We start from the raw sequence: 20,800 nt of genomic DNA, 5'->3' as shown, positions 1-20,800 counted from the left end.
TTCATCCCCTGCCGTGGGATTGCGTCATAGCGAATATGGAAAGCGGACGTTAGATCCGAAATGGGGGAAATGGCGCGGTTGACGGGGCTCGAACCCGCGACCCCCGGCGTGACAGGCCGGTACTCTAACCAACTGAGCTACAACCGCGCATTATCCTGGGCGATGGTGTGTGTGGCGCGGTTGACGGGGCTCGAACCCGCGACCCCCGGCGTGACAGGCCGGTACTCTAACCAACTGAGCTACAACCGCACACTCACCACCCCGACAGATCGCCCTTCGGGGTGAGGGGCGGTTTACGCAGACCGCAGCCCCCCGTCAAGGGCGCGTCACGAAAAATCGCCACGCGCGCGAGGATAACTGATCCGCCCCCCGCAGCAGGGCTCCGCGACCCCCGTCGTCGCCGGACCCGAGGTCGGCCACCCGCGCATCACCCGCGCCGCCAGCCAGCCGAAGGCCTGGGCCTCCAGCATGTCGCCGTTCAGGCCGGCCGCCTCGACCGGCTGCACATTGCAGGGCAATACCTTCGACAGCCGCGCCATGATCGCGGGGTTGCGCCGCCCGCCGCCGCAGACCAGCACCGTGGCAGGAACGGTCGGCATCCAGCGCATCCCCGCCGCGACCGCCCCCGCAAGCGCCGCGACCAGGGTGGCGGCGGCATCCGCGTCCACCAGCGGTGCGACGGCGGCGGCAAGGCCCGCGAACTGGTCGCGATCCAGCGATTTCGGCGGCGGGCGGTCGAACCAGGGATGGCGCAGGAACTCGGCCACCAGGCCGTCATTGACCCGGCCCGTTGCGGCCAAGACGCCGTCGCGGTCGTGGCTTTGCCGCAGGCGCCGCCGCATCAGGTCGTTGATCGGGGCATTGGCGGGGCCGGTGTCGAAGGCCAGGCAGGCGCCCGGCGCCTCGGGTGCGGAGGCGGTCGGATCGACCCAGGTGATGTTGCCGACGCCGCCCAGATTCAGGAAGGCCATCGGCCGGGCGGGCAAGCGGCCCTGCCTCACGGCCCAGCCCGCGCAGGCCCAATGGAAGAAGGGCGCCAGCGGCGCGCCCTCGCCGCCCTGCCGCACATCCTCGCGGCGGAAATCCCAGACCACCGGACGCCCCGCCACGCGCGCCAGGGCCGCCCCGTCGCCCGCCTGGTGGGTGCCTCTGCCCTGGGGCTCATGGGCCAGCGTCTGGCCGTGATAGCCGATCAGTTCGGCCTCGGGGAAACCGGCGGCCATCGCGGCATGGTTTCGGACCGACAGATCCGCGGCCTCGGCCACGCCCGCCTCGCCCGGCCAACGGCCAAGCGCCGCGTGCAGGACGGCGGATTCGTTGTCGGAATAGGCGCGAAAGCCGCTGCGCCCGAAGCCCGCGATCCGCACCCCGTCGGTTTCGATCATCGCCGCGTCCACCCCGTCCATCGACGTGCCCGACATCATTCCCAGAACCCGGATCATCGCGCTTTCCCTTGCCTGCCTCAGCCGGTATATCCCCGCCGACCAGAAGGAAAAAGCCGATGACCTACAGCCCCAAGTCCGATTTCCTGCGCGTGATGATCGAGCGCGGCTATGTCGCCGACTGCACCGACTATGCGGCGCTGGATCAGGCGCTGCTGGACGGGCCGGTCACCGCCTATATCGGCTATGACGCGACGGCGGCATCGCTGCATGTGGGGCACCTGCTGAACATCATGATGCTGCGCTGGTTCCAGAAGACCGGCAACCGCCCCATCACGCTGATGGGCGGCGGCACGACCAAGGTGGGCGATCCCTCGTTCCGGTCCGAGGAACGCCCGCTGCTGGACGAGGCCGCGATCCAGGCCAATATCGACGGGATGCAGCAGGTCTTTGCGCGCTATCTGTCCTATGGCGGCGACGGCGCGCTGATGCTGAACAATGCCGAATGGCTGGACGGGCTGAATTATCTGGAATTCCTGCGCGACATCGGCCGGCATTTCAGCGTCAACCGGATGCTGTCCTTCGAATCCGTCAAGTCCCGGCTGGACCGCGAACAGTCGCTGTCCTTCCTGGAATTCAACTACATGATCCTGCAAGCCTATGATTTCCTCGAACTGCATCGCCGTTATGATTGCCGGTTGCAGATGGGCGGATCGGATCAATGGGGCAATATCGTCAACGGCATCGACCTGACGCGGCGGGTCGATGACGCGGTGATCTGGGGGCTGACTTCGCCGCTGCTGACGACCAGCGACGGGCGCAAGATGGGCAAGTCGGCCGGGGGTGCTGTCTGGCTGAACGGGGCGATGCTGTCGCCCTATGAGTTCTGGCAGTTCTGGCGCAACACCACCGATGCCGATGTGGGCCGGTTCCTGAAGCTGTATACCGAGCTGCCGGTCGAGGAATGCGACCGTCTCGGCGCGTTGCAGGGGTCCGAGATCAACGCGGCAAAGGTGCGCCTGGCCAACGAGGTGACGACCCTGCTGCACGGCGCCGATGCCGCCGCAAGCGCCGAGGCCACCGCGCGCGAGGTGTTCGAGCAGGGCGGCGCGGGCGGCGACCTGGAGGTCGCGGTCCTGCCCGCCAGCGTCCTGGGCGACGGGCTGTCGGTGGTCCAGCTTCTGGTGCAGACCGGCATCACGCCCTCGGGCAAGGAGGCGAAGCGGCTGATCGCCGAGGGCGGCCTGCGCCTGAACAACGAGCCGGTCGGCGATCCGCAGTTGACTGTTAATCAGTTGCTGATCGGGAACGGGCTGAAAGTGTCCATCGGCAAGAAGAAGCATCGCATGGTGACGCTGGGGTGATGCGCTTGCCGCATGGCAGCATTGCAAGCCCGGTTGACGCTGCGTCGCAGCAATAGACAGCGCCGGGCCGGATCCCTATGTTCCGTCGCGGGAGGATCACTCCGACCCGAAAGACAGGACAATGGCACAGAACACCGTACAACCCCTCAGCATCGCCGCCCGCAAGTTGCAGGCCGAAGCCGATGCCGTGCTGGACCAGATGTTCGGGTATTTCACCCGCGAGGAAGCGCCCCGCGTTGTCGTGGACAACACCCGCCGCGCGGCCTGACACACCAGACCAGCACAGGATTTTCCGGGGGCGTTCGCGCCCCCTTCGCATGTCTGCCGATCAGCGCGCCACCGCGCGGGGATAACCGTTGGCCCGCAGCCGCGCGAGCGCCGCGACCAGTGCCTGCCGGTCCGCGAACGGCCCCGCGAGAATCGCCTTGCCCAGCTTGTCCCCCAGTTTCTGATCGCGTTGCGCCGTGCGATAGCCCAGGCCGGACAGGCGCCGCAGCGCCGCCAGGGCGTTCGCCGGGTCGGCATAGATGCCGATCTCGACATAGCGGGCATTGGCGGGGATCATCTCGACGGGGTTCGGCTTTTCGGCCGGGGATGCCGCGGCGGGCCTGCGGGCGACGACCGAGGCGGGCCTGGCTGCCCGTTCGGCCCGATGCACGGGCTTGGAAGCAGGGGGCGACTCGGCCGCGGGGGCCTGCGGGTCAGCCGCCGTCGCCGGTTCCGCCAAGGTGGATGCGGCACGCGCAGTGATCTGCGGCAAGGGCTGGGGCGCGGTCATGCCGGGGCACAGGCCCTGGGTCACATCACCGCCGATGATCGGCGTTGCGTCGCTGGCCGGACGATAGCCCAGCCGCGCGCAAAGCCCGTCGGGCGCCTTTCCGGTCATGGCGCTGCGAAGCCTGGCCTCGGTGTCGATCTGGTTCTGCAAGGTCGCGTCCAGCGCCGCCTGGCCCGAATCGGGGGCAATGTCGGCCAAGGGAGCCATCGGTGCATCGGTGACGAGATCGCCGGACCTCAAGCCTTGGGCCAGGACTTCGGCCAGGGCTTCTTCGGGCGAAACAGGCTCTCGCAATGCCGTGTCCGACAGCGCGGGCTGGCTGGGCGGGAAGCCGCAGATGGACGCGCCCTGCTTGTCGCGCCGGGGCGTCCAGTCCTTGCCGTCCCGGACAAAGACGCAGCCGGTTCGGTCGATATATTGCGCGCCCGGATAATCTCCGGGCGGGGGCGGATCGGGCGCGGCCATGACACGTCCCGGCAGCAGAAGCACCATTACCACCCAGATCAACACCCGCATCAGCCACCCGCGATTCGACTTCCTGAATCAGGGATAGGCACATTGCGTGAACCGAGGGTTAACGCGGCTATTTCGTGCCGAACATCCGGTCGCCCGCATCGCCAAGGCCCGGTACGATATAGCCGTGATCGTCCAGCCGTTCGTCCAGAGACGCGGTGAAGATCGGCACGTCGGGATGGGCCTGGCGCATCCGCTCCACCCCTTCGGGCGCGGCCAGCAGGCACAGGAACCGCAGGTTCGTGGCGCCCCGCGCCTTCAGCATGTCGATGGCCGCGACGGACGAATTGCCGGTCGCCAGCATAGGATCCACGACGATCGTCAGTCGCACGTCCAGTTCCTTGGGAACCTTGCAGTAATATTCGACCGGCATCAGCGTTTCAGGGTCGCGGTACAGACCCACGAAGCCCACCCGCGCGCCGGGAATCATCTCAAGAATCCCGTCCAGAAGCCCATTCCCCGCCCGCAGGATCGAGATCAGCGCCAGCTTCTTGCCTTCCAGCGTGGGGGCGTCCATCTCGCACAGGGGGGTTTCGATCCGCGTGGTGGTTAGTTCCAGTTCGCGCGTCACCTCGTATGCCAGCAGCAGGCTGATTTCGCGCAGCAGGCGGCGGAAGCCCGCGGTCGATACGTCCTTCTGGCGCATGATCGTCAGCTTGTGCTGGACCAGCGGGTGATCGATGACGGTCAGGTGCTGGGTCACGGAAACTCCTTCAAAAGCCGGTCGCGGGTGGCAGGATCGCAAAAGGCGGCCTCGGCGGCCCAGCGGTTGATCTGCGCGAACTCCGTATCGCCCCAACCGAAGGCATCGGCAAGACGGTCGTATTCGTGACGCATCGTCGTGTGAAAAAACGGCGGATCGTCGGTCGAGACGGTGACGCGCACCCCCGCATCGGCCAGCCGGGCAATGGGATGGGCGGGCCATGACGGAAAGACGCCAAGCGCGACGTTGGATGCGGGGCAGACCTCCAGCGTCACCGCCGTGTCGGCCAAGACGCGGATCAGGGCTGCGTCCTCGATGGCGCGGACGCCGTGGCCGATGCGCGTGCAGCCGAGCGCAAGGGCGTCGCGGATGCTGTCCGGCCCGCCCCATTCGCCTGCGTGGCAGGTCAGGCCCAGCCCCGCCTCCTTCGCGCAGTCGAAGGACCAGGCGTAATCCGTAGCCCGGCCGACGCTTTCCGCCCCGCCCATGCCGAAGCCCGCGACCCAGCCGCCCGCCGTTTCCGCCGCGCAGATCGCGGTCTTGCGGGCGTGGTCGGGGCCGAAATGGCGGATCGCGGTCAGGATCGCGCGGCTGTCGATGCCGTCCGCGCGGGCCTTGTCGGCGATCTCGGTCATCGCCGCCAGATAGTCGCGCCAAGCGGACAGGTCGGCCCCACCGCAGAATTCGGGGGACACGAACAGTTCGGTATAGATGACGCCCTGTTCGGCGCTGCGTTCCAGCACCTCGGCCAGCAGGCGGGCGTAGTCCCGTGGGGTTTGCAGGACGCTGGTCGCGGCCTCGTAGCAGCGCAGGAAACCGTCGAAGCCGTCATAGGCATAATGGCCCTGCGGGTCGAACACGCCGCTTAGGTCGGCGCCTTTTTCATTGGCAAGCCCCCGGATGAAGCCGGGCGGCGCTGCGCCTTCCAGATGCAGGTGCAGTTCGATCTTCTTCACAGGAACGACCTTCCATGATCGGGCGCGGGCAGGCCCAGATGCGCCAGGACCGAGGCGCCGATGTCGCTGAACCCCACCAGCCCGATGGCGCGCGTCCCAACCCCGTGACCCAGCACCGCCACCCGTTCGCGGGTATGGTCGGTGCCGTGCCAGGACGGGTCGTTGCCGTGATCGGCGGTGAAAATCGCCAGATCGCCGGGGCGCAGCGTGTCCAGGAACCGGCCCGCGATTCCGTCGAACCACTCCAGCTGCGCGGCATAGCCGGGAAGGTCGCGGCGGTGGCCGAAATTCGTGTCGAATTCGACGAAATTGGCGAAGGTCAGGCTGCCGGGTTCGGCCTCGGACCCCAGGCGGATCAGGTGATCCGCCAAGTCGGCGTCGGACTTGCCCTTGTGCAGATGAGAAATGCCGCGATGGCTGAAGATGTCGCCGATCTTGCCGATGGCATGGGTCACGCGACCGCCATTCTGGGCGATGTCCAGGATCGTGCGCCCCGGCGGGGCGATGGCGAAGTCGCGGCGGTTGCCGGTGCGGCGGAACTCGCCCGGTGCTTCGCCCAGGAAGGGCCGGGCGATCACCCGGCCGACGCGCATCGCGTGCAGCATCGGCGCCAGCGACTGGCACAGCGCAATCAGCCGATCCAGGCCGAAATGCTCTTCATGCGCGGCAATCTGCAACACGCTGTCGACCGAGGTATAGCAGATCGGCCAGCCGGTGCGGATATGGTCGGTCCCGAAATCCTCGATCACCTGGGTGCCCGAGGCGTGGCAGTTGGCAAGGATCCCCTGGGTCCCCGCAAGGTCGCAGATCCGCGCGGTCACCTCGGGCGGAAAGGCCGGGGCGGTGTCGGGGAAATAGTGCCAGTCCCAGGGCACCGGCACGCCCGCGATTTCCCAATGTCCCGACGGGGTATCCTTGCCGCGAGAGATCTGGGTCGCGCCCCCCCACAGGCCTTGCGGTGGACTCATCAGGCCGGGCGCGTCCTGCCCGGATGCCAGCCGCACCGCCGCGCCGAGGCCCAGCCGCGCAAGGACCGGCATGTGCAGCGGTCGTGCCTGGGCGATATGGCCCACGGTATTGGCGCCGGTATCGGGGCGATTGCCGTTGAAGAACTGGTCGGCATCCGGCGCGCCGCCGATGCCGACACTGTCCATGACGATCAGGAAGGCGCGGCAATCCGTCACGGCGCGATCCGTTCGCGCACCAGGGGGCCGGGTTCCGCGCCCTCTCCCAGGCGATAGGCGGCGGCGACGGCGGCGATGGCGACCTCGGCCGCGGTGTCGTCGGCGGCGTGGACCAGGGCCAGGGGGCGACCGGGGCCGACCTCCTCGCCCAGCTTGGCCAGCATGGACAGGCCGACGCGTGGGTCGATCGCCTCGCCCGCGCGGACGCGGCCGCCGCCAAGCGCCACGACCGCATGGCCCAGGGCGGTCACGTCGATCTGCGCCACCTTGCCCTCGGGCGTGGGAACCGGGCGGATCACCGGCGCAGGCGGCAGGTGGGCATCGGGGCGGTCCAGCAGGTCGGCGGGCCCACCCTGGGCCGCGACCATGCGGCCAAAGATTTCCGCCGCAGCGCAGACGTCCAGCAGGTCGGCCAGCCCGGCATCCCCCTGCCCCACTAGCCGCAGGACTTCGGACCCCAAGGCCAACGTCAGGTCGCGCAGCGCGCCGGGCTCGCCCCGCAAGACGCGGATCGCCTCGGCCACTTCCAGCGCGTTACCGGCGCTGCGGGCCAGCGGCTGGTCCATGTCGGTGATCAGCGCCGATGTCGCGCAACCGGCGCCGTTGGCGGTTTCCACCAAGGCCTGCGCCAGCCGCTGCGACGATTCGGCCTTGCGCAGGAATGCCCCCGATCCCGCCTTCACGTCCAGCACAAGCGCCTGCAATCCCGCCGCCAGCTTCTTGGACAGAATGGACGCGGTGATCAGGTCGATCGATTCCACCGTCGCGGATTCGTCGCGGATCGCATACAGCCTGCGGTCGGCAGGCGCGAAATCGCCGCTGGCGGCCACGATGGCGCAGCCGACGCTGCGGGTGATGCGCCGGAAATCGTCCTCGGACTGGTCGCAACGATAACCGGGGATCGCCTCAAGCTTGTCCAGCGTGCCGCCGGTATGGCCCAGGCCGCGCCCCGAGATCATCGGCACGAACATCCCCCGCGCCGCCAGCAGGGGCGCCAGGACCAGGCTGACCGCGTCGCCGATGCCGCCGGTCGAATGCTTGTCCACCACCGGCCCCGGCAGATCCCAGTGCAGCACATGACCCGAATCGCGCATCGCCCGCGTCAGCGCCACGCGCCCCTGGACGCCCGTGCCCTTCAGCAGCACCGCCATCGCAAAGGCCCCCGCCTGCGCGTCGCTGATCGACCCGTTCGCCAGGCCCTGCGCGATCAGCGCCGCGCCCGGCCCGTCCAGGCCGCGGCCATCGCGGATCGCGGCGATGACGGGGCGCGGGTCGGTCATTCCGCCCTGGCCATGTGCCCGGCGTCGAACCGGCCCGGCAGCAGTTCGCCCACCGTGGTCGCCAGCGTCGCGCCCTCGGTCGTGGCCAGCAGGACCGGGGTGTCGGCACGGGCAAATTCGGCCAGCTTCTGACGACAGCCGCCGCAGGGCGGCACGGGCGACGGGCTGTCGGCGATCACCGCGACCTCGATCAGCTCCGTCTCTCCGGCGGCGACCATCGCTGCGATGGCCCCGGCCTCGGCGCAGGTGCCTTCGGGATAGGCGACGTTCTCGACATTGCAGCCGCGATAGATCGCGCCCGACCTGCCCCGGATGGCCGCGCCGACCTTGAAGCGCGAATAGGGCACATAGGCCATTTCCCGGACCGCGCGCGCGGCATCCAACAGCGACATGGGGCATCCTCACCATTCGTTGCGCAGTTTTGCGCAGGGTTTCCGCTAACGCAAGACGAAGCCGCCTGTTCCCCGTTCCAGAAATGGTTTAACGCTCAACTAATTTGCGACCAAGGGGGCCGAGATGGACGAACGCAGGCAGGACAACGCCCGGCAAGAGGCACTGGATTATCACGAATTCCCGCGTCCCGGTAAGCTGGAGATCCGCGCCACCAAGCCCCTGGCGAACGGCCGCGACCTGTCCCGCGCCTATTCCCCCGGCGTGGCCGAGGCCTGCCTGGAGATCAAGGCCGATCCCGCCACGGCCAGCCGCTATACCTCGCGCGCGAACCTGGTCGCGGTGGTGTCGAACGGCACGGCGGTCCTGGGCCTGGGCAATATCGGCGCGGCAGCGTCCAAGCCGGTGATGGAAGGCAAGGCCGTCCTGTTCAAGAAATTCGCCAATATCGACTGCTTCGACATCGAGGTGAATGAATCCGACCCCGAAAAGCTGGCCGAGATCGTCTGCGCGCTGGAACCCACCTTCGGCGCGGTGAACCTTGAGGATATCAAGGCGCCCGACTGCTTCATCGTCGAAAAGCTGTGCCGCGAGCGGATGAACATCCCGGTCTTTCACGACGACCAGCACGGTACCGCCATCGTCGTCGGCGCCGCCGCCACCAACGCCCTGCATGTCGCGGGCAAGCGGTTCGAGGATATCAAGGTCGTCTCGACCGGCGGCGGGGCGGCGGGGATCGCCTGCCTCAACATGCTGCTGAAGCTGGGCGTCAAGCGCGAGAACGTCTGGCTGTGCGACATCCACGGCCTGGTCTACAAGGGCCGGGTCGAGGACATGACTGCCCAGAAGGCCGCCTTCGCCCAGAACAGCACGGCCCGCACCCTGGCCGAGGTGATCGAGGGCGCCGACCTGTTCCTGGGCCTGTCCGGCCCCGGCGTCCTGAAACCCGAGATGGTGGCGAAGATGACCCGTCGCCCGATCATCTTCGCGCTGGCGAACCCGACGCCGGAAATCCTGCCCGACGACGCCCGCGCCGTGGCCCCGGATGCGATCATCGCCACCGGGCGCAGCGATTTCCCCAACCAGGTCAACAACGTCCTGTGTTTCCCCTTCATCTTCCGCGGCGCGCTGGACGTGGGCGCAACCACCATCAACGCGGAAATGGAGCTGGCCTGCATCGACGGAATCGCCAAGCTGGCCCGGACCACCACCGCGGCCGAGGCCGCCGCCGCCTATCGCGGCGAGACGCTGACCTTCGGCGCCGACTACCTGATCCCGAAACCCTTCGATCCACGCCTGGTCGGCATCGTCAGTTCCGCCGTGGCGCGCGCCGCGATGGAAACCGGGGTCGCCACCCGGCCGCTGGACGACCTGGACGCCTACAAGCGCAAGCTGGACAGCTCGGTCTTCCGCTCGGCCCTGATCATGCGCCCCGTCTTCGAGGCCTCGCGCGCCGCCGACCGCCGCATCGTCTTCGCCGAGGGCGAGGATGAACGCGTGCTGCGCGCCGCCAACGCCATGCTGGAGGAAACGACCGACGTGCCGATCCTGATCGGCCGCCCCGAGGTCGTCGCCACCCGCTGCGAACGCGCGGGCCTGCCGATCCGTCCCGAACGCGATTTCGAGATCGTGAACCCCGAGAACGACCCCCGCTATCGCGATTACTGGGAAACCTATCACCAGTTGATGGCGCGGCGCGGCGTCAGCCCCGACATCGCCCGCGCGATCATGCGCACCAACACCACCGCCATCGGCGCCGTCATGGTCCATCGGGGCGAAGCCGACAGCCTGATCTGCGGCACCTTCGGCCAGTATACCTGGCACCTGCGCTATATCCGGGAAATCCTGGCCCGCGACGGATTGTCGCCGGTCGGCGCGCTGTCGATGATCATCCTGGAAGACGGGCCGCTGTTCATCGCCGACACGCAATGCCACGACGATCCGACGCCGATGCAGGTCATGGAGACAGTCGTGGGCGCCGCGCGCCACGTCCGCCGCTTCGGCCTGACGCCCAAGATCGCGCTGTGCTGCCATTCGCAGTTCGGCAACATGGACAGCTATACCGGCCGCAAGATGCGCGAGGCCCTGGCGCTGCTGGACGCGCGGCAGCCCGATTTCATGTACGACGGCGAAATGCATGTCGATGCGGCCCTGGATCCCGACCTGAGAGAGCGGATCTTCCCGAAATCCCGGCTGGAAGGGGTGGCGAACGTGCTGGTCTTCCCCGGCACCGATGCGGCGTCCGGCGTGCGCAACGCCCTGAAGATGCGCGCCAACGGGCTGGAGGTCGGACCGATCCTGATGGGCATGGGCAACCGCGCGCATATCGTCACGCCTTCGATCACCGCACGCGGCCTGCTGAACATGAGCGCCTTGGCCGGAACCCCGGTCGCCCATTACAGTTGAGACTGACAGCGCCGGGCGATTCGGCTGATGATCGTCCGGCGCGCTGGCTTAGCGCGGCTGGCATTTGCAAAGTCAGCAACCCCGCATGACCCGTTTTGCAGGCGTTTTTAGTTTGCAAACGGATCCGGCATATATTTGCTACATTTTGCCGCGTGGCTCCGACCTGCTCCGCTAACATTGTTGCGCACGCGCCCTTCCGCTGCGTAACAAACGGCAGGAGTGAGGAGACACGATCATGTCGTATCGCGACACCTATGCCGCCTGGCAGGCGGATCCCGAAGCATTCTGGATGGAGGCCGCCGGAAAGATCGACTGGGATCGCCCGCCCAGCCGCGCCTTCTTCGACCAGGGACCGGCAGGGGAATGGTTCGCGGACGGCACCCTCAACGCCTGCTGGAACGCGGTGGACCGGCATGTCGAGGCCGGGCGCGGCGACCAGGTGGCGATCATCCATGACAGCCCGATCACCCGGTCGATGCGCGGCATCACCTATCGCGAATTGCGCGACCGGGTCGCCAGCCTTGCCGGTGCGCTGCGCGCCAAGGGCATCCAGAAGGGCGACCGGGTCATCATCTACATGCCCATGGTCCCCGAGGCGTTGGAGGCGATGCTGGCCTGCGCCCGGCTGGGCGCGATCCATTCGGTCGTGTTCGGCGGCTTCGCGGCGCATGAGCTGGCGGTCCGCATCAACGACGCCACCCCGAAGGCGATCATCGCGGCATCCTGCGGGGTCGAGCCGGGCCGGGTCGTCCATTACAAGCCGCTTTTGGACCGCGCCATCGAGGAAGCGACCCACAAGCCCGATTTCTGCGTGATCTTCCAACGGGAACAAGAGGTCGCGGAACTGACCCCCGGCCGCGACGTGGCCTGGCACAGCTTCCAGTATGGGGTCGAGCCCGCCGAATGCGTCCCGGTCGAGGGGAACCATCCGGCCTATATCCTCTATACCTCGGGGACCACGGGCCAGCCGAAAGGCGTGGTGCGCCATACGGCCGGGCATCTGGTCGCGCTGGCCTGGACGATGAAGAACGTCTATGACATTCAGGCGGGCGACGTGTTCTGGGCGGCCTCGGACGTGGGCTGGGTCGTCGGCCACAGCTATATCTGCTATGGCCCGCTGACGGTCGGCGCCACCACCATCGTGTTCGAGGGCAAGCCCGTGGGCACCCCCGACGCCGCCGCCTATTGGCGGGTGATCCAGAACCACCGCGTCAAAAGCGTGTTCAGCGCCCCCACCGCGATCCGCGCCATCCGCCGCGAGGATCCCGAGGGCAAGCTGATCGAGGACTACAACCTGCGCCATTTCAAGACGCTGTATCTGGCGGGCGAACGCGCCGATCCCGACACGATCCAATGGGCCGAGCAAAAGCTGCGCGTCCCGGTCATCGACCACTGGTGGCAGACCGAAACCGGCTGGCCCATCGTCGCCAACCCGGTCGGGATAGAGCTTCTGCCGGTCAAGCACGGCAGCCCCTCGGTCGCGCTGCCGGGCTATGACGTGCAGGTTCTGGACGAGGCTGGCCACCCGGTCCCGGCCGGAACGCTGGGCGCGGTCGCGATCAAGCTGCCCCTGCCGCCCGGCACCCTGCCGACCCTGTGGAATGCCGAGGATCGGTTCAGGAAATCCTATCTGTCGCATTTCCCCGGCTATTACGAAACCGGCGACGCGGGCTATATCGACCAGGACGGCTATCTCTACATCATGGCGCGCACCGACGACGTGATCAACGTCGCAGGCCACCGCCTGTCCACCGGCGCGATGGAGGAGGTTCTGTCCGCCCATCCCGCCGTGGCCGAATGCGCGGTGATCGGCGTGGCCGACAGCCTCAAGGGACAGATGCCGCTGGGCCTCTTGTGCCTGAAGAAAGGCACGAACACGCCCGACGCCCAGGTCGTGAAAGAGGTGGTGGGCATGGTCCGCGACCAGATCGGCCCCGTCGCCGCCTTCAAGACCGCCTGCGTGGTGGACCGCCTGCCCAAGACCCGGTCGGGCAAGATCCTGCGCGCGACGATGGTCAAGATCGCCGATGGCGAACCGTTCAAGACCCCGGCGACCATCGACGACCCGGCGATCCTGGACGAAATCGCCGCGGCCCTGCGCGCGGTCGGCTATCCGCAGGCCGCAGTCTAACAAAAGTTCCGTGAACCATCAGGGCGTCCCTGCGTTCCCGTCGCGGAGGCGCTCTGATGATACGAAAACCGACCCAACTGATCGACCACATCCATCTGCGGGCCGCAGATTTCGACCGGGCCAGCAGCTTTTATCTGGCGATCTTCGAAGCCTTGGGCCGGGCCGCCGACGCCCATGCGGGGCGCGACTGGGTCGAGCTGGACGAGTTCTATCTGGACCAGGCCGACGCCAATACCCCGCCCAGCCACATCCACCTGGCCTTCCGCGCGCGGTCGCGAGCCGAGGTCCAGGCCTTTTACGCCGCAGGCCTGAAGGCGGGCGGCACCGACAACGGCGCGCCGGGGCTGCGCGATTACCACCCCGGCTATTACGCCGCCTTCTTGCTGGATCCTGACGGCAACAATATCGAAGCCAAGTTCGACGAACGCGACACCTAGCCCAGATCGGCGCCCAGGCCCTGCATCAGCGGCAGGAAATCCGGGAAGGACGTGGCGATGGGCGATCCGTCGTCCACGGAAACCGGCGCCTGGGTCGCCAGCCCCAGCACCAGGAAGGACATGGCGATCCGGTGATCCAGATGGCTGACCGCCATGCCCCCGCCGGGAACCTGCGCCATGCCGTGAACGGTCATGCTGTCCTTCGTCTCGTCGACCCGGACGCCGTTCGCTTCCAACCCGCGCGCCATCGCGTCGATCCGGTCGCTTTCCTTGACGCGCAGTTCCGCCACGCCGTTCATGACCGTCGCGCCTTCGGCAAAGGCCGCGATGACCGACAGAATCGGAAATTCGTCGATCATGCTGGCCGCGCGGTCGGCGGGCACCGTCACGCCCTTCAGCGGGCCATGCCGGACGACCAGATCGGCAACCGGCTCTCCGCCTTCCTCGCGCGTGTTCTCAAAGGCGATGTCGGCCCCCATCTCCAGCAGGGTGACATACAAGCCGTCGCGGGTCGGGTTGCGGCTGACGCCGGGAACGCGGATTTCCGACCCCGGCACGATCAGCGCCGCCGCCACCGGGAAAGCCGCGCTTGAGGGATCGCGCGGCACCGCGACCGGCTGGGCGCGCAGTTCGGGGCGGCCTTGCAGCGTGATCACATGGCCTTCGGCGGTCGTCTCGGTGCGGATGTCGGCGCCGAACCCAGCCAGCATCCGTTCGGAATGGTCGCGGGTCGGCTCCGCCTCGATCACCACGGTTTCGCCCGGCACGTTCAGCCCCGCCAGCAGGATGGCCGACTTGATCTGCGCGCTGGCGACGGGCGTACGGTACCGCACCGGCAGCGGATCGGCCGCGCCCTGGATGGTGATGGGCAGCCGCCCGCCCTCGCGCGCGGCGATCTGCGCGCCGAACAGCGCCAGGGGGTCGGTAACGCGCGCCATGGGACGGCGCGACAGGCTGGCATCGCCGGTGAAGGTCGCGGTGATCGGCGTCGTGGCCATGGCGCCCATGATCAGCCGCACACCGGTCCCCGAATTGCCGCAGTCGATCACGCCTTCGGGTTCCGAAAACCCGCCGACGCCGACGCCGTGGACCGACCATTCACCCTCGGCCAGCCGCTCAACCTGCGCGCCGAAAGCCGCCATTGCCTTGGCGGTGTCCAGCACGTCCTGACCCTCCAGCAGGCCGGTGATCCGCGTCTCGCCCACCGACAGCGCACCCAGGATCAGGGCGCGGTGGCTGATCGACTTGTCGCCGGGCACCTGGGCCACGCCCCGCAGCGGGCCGCTGCGGCGGGCGGTCATCGGGCGGGGATCAGTGGAATGGGACATGGGCACACCTGTTGATTGCGCAAACCTTTTATCGCTGGCGCGCGGCCTCTGCCACCCCTAGAACCGCCGGAACAGGAGGGGCCGATGATCGAACTGGACGCGTTGATAGCCCAGGCGGATGCCGAAAAGGCCGGACAGATGGCCGCCTATCACAAGGCAGCGCGGACCTATCTGGGGGTGCCCAATCCGCAGATCGACGCCCTGGTGGCAGACTGGCGCGCGTCCCGCGACCTGGACGGCCGGATCGCCCTCGCCCGCGACCTGTGGGCCAGCGACATCCACGAGGCCCGCATCGCCGCCGCCAAGCTGCTGACCCAGGCCCGGATCCGGCCCGACAATGCCGTCTGGACTCTGATCGCGGCCTGGGCGCCTGATTTCGACGGCTGGGCCATCGCCGATGCCGCCATGATCGCCGGGCAGAAGCGGCTGGTGGCCGATCCCGCACGGCTGGACCCGGTCGAAGGATGGCTGGATCATCCGAACAAATGGACCCGCCGCGCCGCCCTGGTGGGCACCCTGCCCTGGGCCAAGATGAACAACCCCAAGCCCGACGACATCGCCACCCGCGAACGCGTCCTGGACTGGGCCGCGCGACTGGCCGATGATCGCGACTGGTTCATCCAGAAGGCCATCGCCTGGTGGCTGCGCGATCTGTCCAAACGCGATGCGCCCCGCGTCCGGGCCTTTCTGGCCGACCACGGGGCACGGATGAAACCCTTCGCGCGCAAGGAAGCCCAACGGCCGGTTCAGGAGCGATAGACCTCGATCGTGGGCAGGTCGGTCAGCGACACGCCCAGCAATTGCAGGGCTGGCAGCGACACCTGCGATCCGCCGCTGGCCGGGCCGTCCAGCGGGATCAGATCGACCTTGGCGGATTTGCCGGTCGCCGGATTGACGATCCGGCCCAGCCCGCGTTCCTTGACCAGCGGCGTCTTGATCCAGAACCCGCCTTCGGACGGATTCCCCAGAGAGGCGATGGTGTTGCCCAGCTTCGTCTCGGCCGCCTCGGCGGGCTTGGCGGCGGCGGCGCGCTGTTCGGGGGTGGTGGTATCCAATTGCGCCGCCGTCGCGCGGGCTGCCGGACGCGGCGCGGGCGCGCGGGTGATGGCAGTCGCCGCTGCCACTTGTTCGGTGGTCATCTGCGTCTGCGGGGCGGCGGCTTCGGACGCCGGTCGGTTCGCGGTCATCGCCCCCTGAGTGCAACCCGCCAGCAAGGTCGCGGTCAGGATCAGCGGCGGCGCGACGGTGATGATGCGCATGGATTGTCCCTTCTGTCGTGTAATCAGCATCGAACCTAGCCTGCATGGCGCGATCCCGTCCACAGCCAGTCGCGGCTTGTGCGCGGCCCCGCGCGCCCCTAGATTGGGGGGATGCAGAACGCGGCCCCCCTTATCGACCCTTTCGCGCGGCCGATCACCTATCTGCGGGTATCGGTGACGGATCGCTGCGATTTCCGCTGCGTCTATTGCATGGCCGAGCATATGCAGTTCCTGCCCAAGGCCGACCTGCTGACGCTTGAGGAACTGGAGCGGCTGTGCGGCACCTTCGTCGATCTGGGCGTCAGAAAGCTGCGCATCACCGGGGGCGAGCCTCTGGTCCGACGCAACATCATGAGCTTTTTCCGGGCCATGTCCCGGCATCTTGGCCAGGGCTTGGACGAATTGACGCTGACCACGAACGGCAGCCAGCTTGGCCGATATGCCGGTGAGCTGGCCGATTGCGGCATCCGTCGCGTGAACGTCTCGCTGGATACGCTGGATCCCGAAAAGTTCGCCGCGATCACCCGCTGGGGCCGCCTGCCCCAGGTGCTGGACGGCATCCGCGCCGCCCAGGCCGCCGGGCTGCGGGTCAAGATCAACGCCGTCGCGCTGAAAGGCGTGAATGACGCAGAATTGTTCGATCTGGTCCGCTGGTGCGGCGACCAGGGCCACGACCTGACCTTCATCGAGGTCATGCCGATGGGTGACCTGGGCAACGAGGATCGGCTGGACCAGTATTGGCCGCTTTCGGACCTGCGCGCCCGGCTGGCGGAACGCTTCACGCTGACTCCACTCGCCGAACGCACCGGCGGCCCGGCCCGCTATGTCCGCCTGCAGGAAACCGGCCAGAAGATCGGCTTCATCACGCCGCTGACCCATAATTTCTGCGAAAGCTGCAACCGCGTCCGCCTGACTTGCACCGGCGAATTGTTCATGTGCCTGGGGCAAGAGGACATGGCCGACCTGCGCGGCCCGCTGCGGGCATCATCCGATGACGGGTTTCTGAAGGACGCCATCCGCGCCGCCATCGCGAAAAAGCCCAAGGGCCATGATTTCGACTATTCCCGCCAGACCGTCGCGGGCCAGATGACCCGTCATATGAGCCATACCGGCGGTTGAGACCCTCTTCTGTGCGAAAATATCCTCGGGGGGTCCGGGGGGCGAAGCGCCCCCGGCCACGGCGGGACGCAATCACTCCGCCGCCGTCTGCGCCCCTGCCTCGTCCTCGATCTTCTGCGCGCGTTCCTCGACCAGTTGCACGATATGATCGACCATCTGGTCGTTGGTCATCTTGTGGCTCTGCCGCCCGGCCATATAGACCATGCCGCTGCCTGCCCCGCCGCCGGTGAAGCCGATATCGGTCATCAGCGCCTCGCCCGGACCGTTGACGACGCAGCCGATGATCGACAGCGACATGGGGGTCTTGATGTGTTCCAGCCGCTTTTCCAACCGTTCGACCGTCTTGATCACGTCAAAGCCCTGCCGTGCGCAGGACGGGCAGGAGATGATCTGCACCCCCCGCGTCCGCAGGCCCAGGGATTTGAGGATCTCGAACCCGACCTTGACCTCCTCGACCGGATCGGCGGACAGGCTGACGCGGATCGTGTCGCCGATCCCGGACCACAGCAGGTTGCCCAGTCCCACGGCTGATTTCACCGTGCCGCCGACGAATCCGCCCGCCTCGGTGATGCCCAGATGGATCGGCGCGTCGGTGGCGTCCGCCAGTTGCTGATAGGCGGCGGCGGCCAGGAACACGTCGCTGGCCTTCACGCTGATCTTGAATTCGTGGAAATCGTTGTCCTGCAGGATCTTGATGTGATCCAGCCCGGATTCGACCATCGCGTCCGGGCAAGGTTCGCCGTATTTCTCCAGCAGGTGCCGCTCCAGCGACCCGGCATTCACGCCGATGCGGATCGAGCAGCCGTGGTCCTTGGCGGCCTTGATGACCTCGCGCACGCGGGCGGCGTCGCCGATATTGCCGGGGTTGATGCGCAGGCAGGCCACGCCCGCCTCGGCCGCCTCGATGGCGCGCTTGTAGTGGAAATGGATGTCGGCCACGATCGGCACTGGGCTTTCGCGGCAAATCTCGCGCAGCGCCCGCGTGGTTTCCTGGTCGGGGGCCGAAATCCGCACGATGTCAGCGCCCGCATCGGCGGCCCGGATCACCTGGTCCAGCGTCGCGCGCACGTCGTGGCCGTCCGTATTGGTCATGGTCTGCACGCTGATCGGCGCGTCGCCGCCCACCGGAACGCGGCCCACCATGATCTGGCGCGACTTCCGACGCTGAATGTTGCGCCAGGGACGGATCGGGTTCAGCGACATGGATGCCTCCGGGCGGTTCGCCCCTTGCAGATAAGGCATCAAGGCCAGGGCGGCAACCGCCGCACGGGGCTTTGATCGTTCAGGCAGGCAGGCGCAGCGCGGTCATGACACTGGCCAGCGTGTTGCGCGGCAGCATCAGCAGCATCTTGCCCTCGATCCGCAGGGTCACCACCCCGTTCGCCCGGTTCGAGGTGCCGACCCGCCCGCCCGGCGCGAATTCGATTCCCTCGATCGGCCATTCCAACCCGGTGCTGATCCCGCGCGCCGGCCCCATCGGATACAGAGACACTCGCGTTCCCGGCATCAGCGGCAGGGTCAGCCGGGGGGGCGCGACAAACACCACATCGTCAGAGGCCAGCATGATCACCAGCGGCCGGGGCGTGGAAGCCATCGCGGTCAGCGCCGACAGCGTGTGATCCAGCCGCAGCCCGGAAAAGCCCACAGCCATCACGAAGGGCGCGGCGATCCGGGTCAGGCATTTGGTGAAATCGGTGCTGTCCTGCTCGGCCACATGATGGATGCGCCCGGCCGGGATCAGCTTGCGCGCGCCCACCGTGATGCTGTCCAGATCGCCGATCACCCAATCGGGCGGTTGCCCCAAGGCAAGCGCCCGGTCCGCGCCGCCATCCGCCGCGACCAGCGTCGGCGCCACCGCCAGCGCGGTTTGCAGGTCATAAGGGGTGGCGACACCGCCGCCGATCACGGTGACGCCCCGGTCGGAAATGACCAGGGGCGGGATCATTCCTCGCGCCCGATGCCAGAGAAGATCCGCTTGAAGGGCAGGATCCACAGGACGCCAAGACCGACATAGATGGCGATCTCGACCAGAATCGGCTGGCGGCCGAAGCGCGCGTCCATCCAGTTGACCAGCGTCACCGCCGCGACGATGTAGAGGGGCAGCCCGACCACCAGGATCAGCAGCGACAGCCTCTTGCGCGTCTTCAGGTTCATCGGCGCTGCCCTTTGCCTTGGTTCAAATATCCCGGGGGTCGCCGACCCCCGCTTCAATCCGCGAAAGGATCCGTCACCAGGATCGTATCGTCCCGTTCCGGGCTGGTCGAGAGCAGCGCGACCGGGCACTGGATCAGTTCCTCGACCCTGCGGACATACTTGATCGCCGCCGCCGGAAGATCGGCCCAGGACCGCGCGCCCTGGGTCGATTCCTGCCAGCCGTCCATTTCCTCATAGATCGGCGTGACCCTGGCCTGCAACGCGGCGGCGGTCGGAAGATAGTCGTATTTCACCCCGTCGATTTCATACCCCACGCAGATCTTCAGCGTGTCGAAGCCGTCCAGCACATCCAGCTTGGTCAGCGCGATGCCGTTCACGCCGGAAATCGCGCAGGTCTGGCGCACCAGCACCGCGTCGAACCAGCCGCAGCGCCGCTTGCGGCCCGTGACGGTGCCGAATTCATGGCCGCGCTCGCCAAGCCGCTGCCCGTCCGCGTCGTGCAATTCGGTCGGGAACGGGCCTTCGCCCACGCGGGTGGTGTATGCCTTGACGATCCCCAGAACGAAGCCGATGGCCGACGGCCCCATGCCGGTCCCCGATGCCGCCATCCCCGACATGGTGGTCGAACTGGTGACATAGGGATAGGTGCCGAAGTCGATGTCCAGCAGCGAACCCTGCGCGCCCTCGAACAGGATGCGCTTTCCGGCCTTGCGGGCGTCGGCCATGATCTTCCAGACCGGCTGGGCATAGGGCAGCAGCTTCGGCGCGATCTCCATCAGCTTGGCCTTCAGCTCGGCCCGGTCGATGGGGGTGGCGCCCAGCCCCTGGCGCAGCGCGTCGTGATGGGCCAGCAGCCGGTCCAGGCGCGCGTCCAGCGTTTCCTCGTCGCCCAGGTCGGCCACGCGGATGGTGCGGCGGCCCACCTTGTCCTCATAGGCGGGGCCGATGCCGCGCCCGGTGGTGCCGATCTTGGCCTTGCCCGCGGCTTCCTCGCGCAGCTTGTCCAGATCCTGGTGCAGCGGCAGGATCAGCGGGGTGTTTTCCGCGATCATCAGATTCTCGGTGGAAATCGCCACGCCCTGCGCGGTCAGCTTGTCGATCTCTGCGAACAGCGACCACGGGTCCAGGACGACGCCATTGCCGATCACCGCCAGCTTGCCCGCCCGGACAATGCCCGATGGCAGCAGCGACAGCTTGAAGACCGTGTTGCCGATGACCAGCGTATGCCCGGCGTTATGGCCGCCCTGGAAGCGGGCGATGACATCGGCCCGTTCGGACAGCCAATCGACGATCTTGCCCTTGCCCTCGTCGCCCCATTGCGCGCCGACAACCACCACATTGGCCATGAACGGTCCTTCCATTCCACGAAAAAGTCCGGCGCCGGGTCTAGCGCAAGGCCGGGCCGGGGGAAAGCCG

At 67.6% G+C, this 20,800-nt stretch carries 20 protein-coding genes and 2 tRNA genes; 7 read left to right on the top strand and 15 right to left on the bottom strand.

Annotation, left to right across the window (positions count from 1 at the left end):
* Positions 1-70: 70 nt before the first annotated feature.
* From PARHAE_RS14365 to PARHAE_RS14355, 3 genes are all read right to left on the bottom strand, one after another.
* Positions 71-147: transfer RNA gene (locus PARHAE_RS14365), tRNA-Asp, on the bottom strand.
* Positions 148-172: 25 nt separating this feature from the next.
* Positions 173-249: transfer RNA gene (locus tag PARHAE_RS14360), tRNA-Asp, on the bottom strand.
* Positions 250-326: 77 nt separating this feature from the next.
* Positions 327-1,442: an anhydro-N-acetylmuramic acid kinase gene (locus PARHAE_RS14355; protein ID WP_126155271.1), complete on the bottom strand. Its 1,116-nt coding sequence runs from the start codon at positions 1,440-1,442 to the stop codon at positions 327-329.
* Positions 1,443-1,501: 59 nt separating this feature from the next.
* Between PARHAE_RS14355 and tyrS the strand changes: the two genes are divergently transcribed.
* Both tyrS and PARHAE_RS21165 read left to right on the top strand, forming a co-directional pair.
* A complete protein-coding gene (gene tyrS, locus PARHAE_RS14350; RefSeq protein ID WP_126155270.1) occupies positions 1,502-2,746 on the top strand; it encodes a tyrosine--tRNA ligase in 1,245 nt (414 codons plus the stop codon).
* Positions 2,747-2,867: 121 nt separating this feature from the next.
* Positions 2,868-3,014 carry a hypothetical protein gene (locus tag PARHAE_RS21165; protein WP_164555263.1) on the top strand — a complete coding sequence of 49 codons (147 nt, stop codon included), beginning with the start codon at positions 2,868-2,870 and terminating at the stop codon, positions 3,012-3,014.
* A gap of 60 nt (positions 3,015-3,074) precedes the next feature.
* Here PARHAE_RS21165 and PARHAE_RS14345 read toward each other — a convergent pair whose 3' ends face one another.
* From PARHAE_RS14345 to PARHAE_RS14320, 6 genes are all read right to left on the bottom strand, one after another.
* The gene (locus tag PARHAE_RS14345; protein ID WP_126155269.1) at positions 3,075-4,040 is read right to left on the bottom strand and encodes an SPOR domain-containing protein; all 966 of its coding nucleotides are present in this window, start codon (positions 4,038-4,040) and stop codon (positions 3,075-3,077) included.
* Between the two features lie 67 nt (positions 4,041-4,107).
* Positions 4,108-4,740 carry a uracil phosphoribosyltransferase gene (upp, locus tag PARHAE_RS14340; RefSeq protein ID WP_126155268.1) on the bottom strand — a complete coding sequence of 211 codons (633 nt, stop codon included), beginning with the start codon at positions 4,738-4,740 and terminating at the stop codon, positions 4,108-4,110.
* A complete protein-coding gene (locus PARHAE_RS14335) occupies positions 4,737-5,696 on the bottom strand; it encodes an adenosine deaminase (protein WP_126155267.1) in 960 nt (319 codons plus the stop codon). Before PARHAE_RS14335 ends, upp begins: the two co-directional genes overlap by 4 nt.
* A complete protein-coding gene (locus PARHAE_RS14330) occupies positions 5,693-6,880 on the bottom strand; it encodes a phosphopentomutase (RefSeq protein WP_126155266.1) in 1,188 nt (395 codons plus the stop codon). The genes PARHAE_RS14335 and PARHAE_RS14330 overlap by 4 nt, the downstream gene beginning before the upstream one ends.
* Positions 6,877-8,160, bottom strand: a complete 1,284-nt coding sequence (locus tag PARHAE_RS14325) for a thymidine phosphorylase (RefSeq protein WP_126155265.1) — start codon at positions 8,158-8,160, stop codon at positions 6,877-6,879. The genes PARHAE_RS14330 and PARHAE_RS14325 overlap by 4 nt, the downstream gene beginning before the upstream one ends.
* The gene (locus PARHAE_RS14320; RefSeq protein ID WP_126155264.1) at positions 8,157-8,552 is read right to left on the bottom strand and encodes a cytidine deaminase; all 396 of its coding nucleotides are present in this window, start codon (positions 8,550-8,552) and stop codon (positions 8,157-8,159) included. Before PARHAE_RS14320 ends, PARHAE_RS14325 begins: the two co-directional genes overlap by 4 nt.
* A 124-nt stretch (positions 8,553-8,676) precedes the next feature.
* Here PARHAE_RS14320 and PARHAE_RS14315 point away from each other — a divergent pair, with 124 nt between their 5' ends.
* The 3 genes from PARHAE_RS14315 to PARHAE_RS14305 all read left to right on the top strand — a co-directional run bounded on the left by PARHAE_RS14315 (position 8,677) and on the right by PARHAE_RS14305 (position 13,524).
* Complete coding sequence (locus PARHAE_RS14315; RefSeq protein WP_126155263.1) at positions 8,677-10,956, top strand: NADP-dependent malic enzyme; 2,280 nt, start codon at positions 8,677-8,679, stop codon at positions 10,954-10,956.
* A gap of 235 nt (positions 10,957-11,191) precedes the next feature.
* Positions 11,192-13,087 (top strand): propionyl-CoA synthetase, encoded by a 1,896-nt coding sequence (locus PARHAE_RS14310; RefSeq protein WP_126155262.1) that lies wholly within the window; start codon positions 11,192-11,194, stop codon positions 13,085-13,087.
* 56 nt (positions 13,088-13,143) lie between these two features.
* Positions 13,144-13,524, top strand: a complete 381-nt coding sequence (locus PARHAE_RS14305) for a VOC family protein (protein ID WP_126155261.1) — start codon at positions 13,144-13,146, stop codon at positions 13,522-13,524.
* Here PARHAE_RS14305 and aroA read toward each other — a convergent pair.
* The gene (gene aroA, locus PARHAE_RS14300; protein WP_126155260.1) at positions 13,521-14,852 is read right to left on the bottom strand and encodes a 3-phosphoshikimate 1-carboxyvinyltransferase; all 1,332 of its coding nucleotides are present in this window, start codon (positions 14,850-14,852) and stop codon (positions 13,521-13,523) included. The two genes, PARHAE_RS14305 and aroA, sit on opposite strands and share 4 nt — an antisense overlap.
* An 84-nt stretch (positions 14,853-14,936) precedes the next feature.
* Here aroA and PARHAE_RS14295 point away from each other — a divergent pair, with 84 nt between their 5' ends.
* Positions 14,937-15,611: a DNA alkylation repair protein gene (locus PARHAE_RS14295; protein ID WP_126155259.1), complete on the top strand. Its 675-nt coding sequence runs from the start codon at positions 14,937-14,939 to the stop codon at positions 15,609-15,611.
* Here the strand turns inward: PARHAE_RS14295 and PARHAE_RS14290 are convergent.
* Entirely contained in the window at positions 15,599-16,111 is a 513-nt protein-coding gene (locus PARHAE_RS14290; RefSeq protein ID WP_338142928.1) for a hypothetical protein, read from the bottom strand. The genes PARHAE_RS14295 and PARHAE_RS14290 overlap by 13 nt on opposite strands.
* Positions 16,112-16,222: 111 nt before the next feature.
* Between PARHAE_RS14290 and moaA the strand changes: the two genes are divergently transcribed.
* The gene (gene moaA, locus PARHAE_RS14285) at positions 16,223-17,230 is read left to right on the top strand and encodes a GTP 3',8-cyclase MoaA (RefSeq protein ID WP_126155258.1); all 1,008 of its coding nucleotides are present in this window, start codon (positions 16,223-16,225) and stop codon (positions 17,228-17,230) included.
* A gap of 72 nt (positions 17,231-17,302) precedes the next feature.
* Here the strand turns inward: moaA and ispG are convergent, their stop codons facing one another.
* The 4 genes from ispG to PARHAE_RS14265 all read right to left on the bottom strand — a co-directional run bounded on the left by ispG (position 17,303) and on the right by PARHAE_RS14265 (position 20,730).
* Positions 17,303-18,433, bottom strand: coding sequence for a flavodoxin-dependent (E)-4-hydroxy-3-methylbut-2-enyl-diphosphate synthase (gene ispG, locus PARHAE_RS14280; RefSeq protein ID WP_126155257.1), 1,131 nt, complete (start codon positions 18,431-18,433; stop codon positions 17,303-17,305).
* A 79-nt stretch (positions 18,434-18,512) separates the two neighbouring features.
* Complete coding sequence (locus tag PARHAE_RS14275; RefSeq protein WP_126155256.1) at positions 18,513-19,175, bottom strand: thiamine diphosphokinase; 663 nt, start codon at positions 19,173-19,175, stop codon at positions 18,513-18,515.
* The gene (locus tag PARHAE_RS14270) at positions 19,172-19,384 is read right to left on the bottom strand and encodes a DUF2842 domain-containing protein (protein ID WP_126155255.1); all 213 of its coding nucleotides are present in this window, start codon (positions 19,382-19,384) and stop codon (positions 19,172-19,174) included. Before PARHAE_RS14270 ends, PARHAE_RS14275 begins: the two co-directional genes overlap by 4 nt.
* Before the next feature lie 53 nt (positions 19,385-19,437).
* A complete protein-coding gene (locus PARHAE_RS14265) occupies positions 19,438-20,730 on the bottom strand; it encodes an adenylosuccinate synthase (protein WP_126155254.1) in 1,293 nt (430 codons plus the stop codon).
* Between the last annotated feature and the right edge of the window lie 70 nt (positions 20,731-20,800).

It is taken from the genome of Paracoccus haematequi, from assembly GCF_900631945.1.
GTDB classification, from domain to species: domain Bacteria; phylum Pseudomonadota; class Alphaproteobacteria; order Rhodobacterales; family Rhodobacteraceae; genus Paracoccus; species Paracoccus haematequi_A.
Note: the sequence above shows the minus strand (reverse complement) of the source record. Positions and strands in the feature narration are given on the sequence as shown.

Excerpts from the sequence above, each read along its gene's own strand:
- PARHAE_RS14265 (WP_126155254.1), bottom strand. The coding sequence starts at position 20,730 with ATGGCCAATGTGGTGGTTGTCGGCGCGCAATGGGGCGACGAGGGCAAG.
- ispG (WP_126155257.1), bottom strand. The coding sequence starts at position 18,433 with ATGTCGCTGAACCCGATCCGTCCCTGGCGCAACATTCAGCGTCGGAAG.
- PARHAE_RS14320 (WP_126155264.1), bottom strand. The coding sequence starts at position 8,552 with ATGTCGCTGTTGGATGCCGCGCGCGCGGTCCGGGAAATGGCCTATGTG.
- PARHAE_RS14290 (WP_338142928.1), bottom strand. The coding sequence starts at position 16,111 with ATGCGCATCATCACCGTCGCGCCGCCGCTGATCCTGACCGCGACCTTG.
- PARHAE_RS14275 (WP_126155256.1), bottom strand. The coding sequence starts at position 19,175 with ATGATCCCGCCCCTGGTCATTTCCGACCGGGGCGTCACCGTGATCGGC.
- aroA (WP_126155260.1), bottom strand. The coding sequence starts at position 14,852 with ATGTCCCATTCCACTGATCCCCGCCCGATGACCGCCCGCCGCAGCGGC.
- PARHAE_RS14305 (WP_126155261.1), top strand. The coding sequence starts at position 13,144 with ATGATACGAAAACCGACCCAACTGATCGACCACATCCATCTGCGGGCC.
- PARHAE_RS14355 (WP_126155271.1), bottom strand. The coding sequence starts at position 1,442 with ATGATCCGGGTTCTGGGAATGATGTCGGGCACGTCGATGGACGGGGTG.
- moaA (WP_126155258.1), top strand. The coding sequence starts at position 16,223 with ATGCAGAACGCGGCCCCCCTTATCGACCCTTTCGCGCGGCCGATCACC.
- PARHAE_RS14325 (WP_126155265.1), bottom strand. The coding sequence starts at position 8,160 with ATGACCGACCCGCGCCCCGTCATCGCCGCGATCCGCGATGGCCGCGGC.
- PARHAE_RS21165 (WP_164555263.1), top strand. The coding sequence starts at position 2,868 with ATGGCACAGAACACCGTACAACCCCTCAGCATCGCCGCCCGCAAGTTG.
- PARHAE_RS14295 (WP_126155259.1), top strand. The coding sequence starts at position 14,937 with ATGATCGAACTGGACGCGTTGATAGCCCAGGCGGATGCCGAAAAGGCC.
- PARHAE_RS14310 (WP_126155262.1), top strand. The coding sequence starts at position 11,192 with ATGTCGTATCGCGACACCTATGCCGCCTGGCAGGCGGATCCCGAAGCA.
- PARHAE_RS14270 (WP_126155255.1), bottom strand. The coding sequence starts at position 19,384 with ATGAACCTGAAGACGCGCAAGAGGCTGTCGCTGCTGATCCTGGTGGTC.
- PARHAE_RS14345 (WP_126155269.1), bottom strand. The coding sequence starts at position 4,040 with ATGCGGGTGTTGATCTGGGTGGTAATGGTGCTTCTGCTGCCGGGACGT.
- tyrS (WP_126155270.1), top strand. The coding sequence starts at position 1,502 with ATGACCTACAGCCCCAAGTCCGATTTCCTGCGCGTGATGATCGAGCGC.
- PARHAE_RS14315 (WP_126155263.1), top strand. The coding sequence starts at position 8,677 with ATGGACGAACGCAGGCAGGACAACGCCCGGCAAGAGGCACTGGATTAT.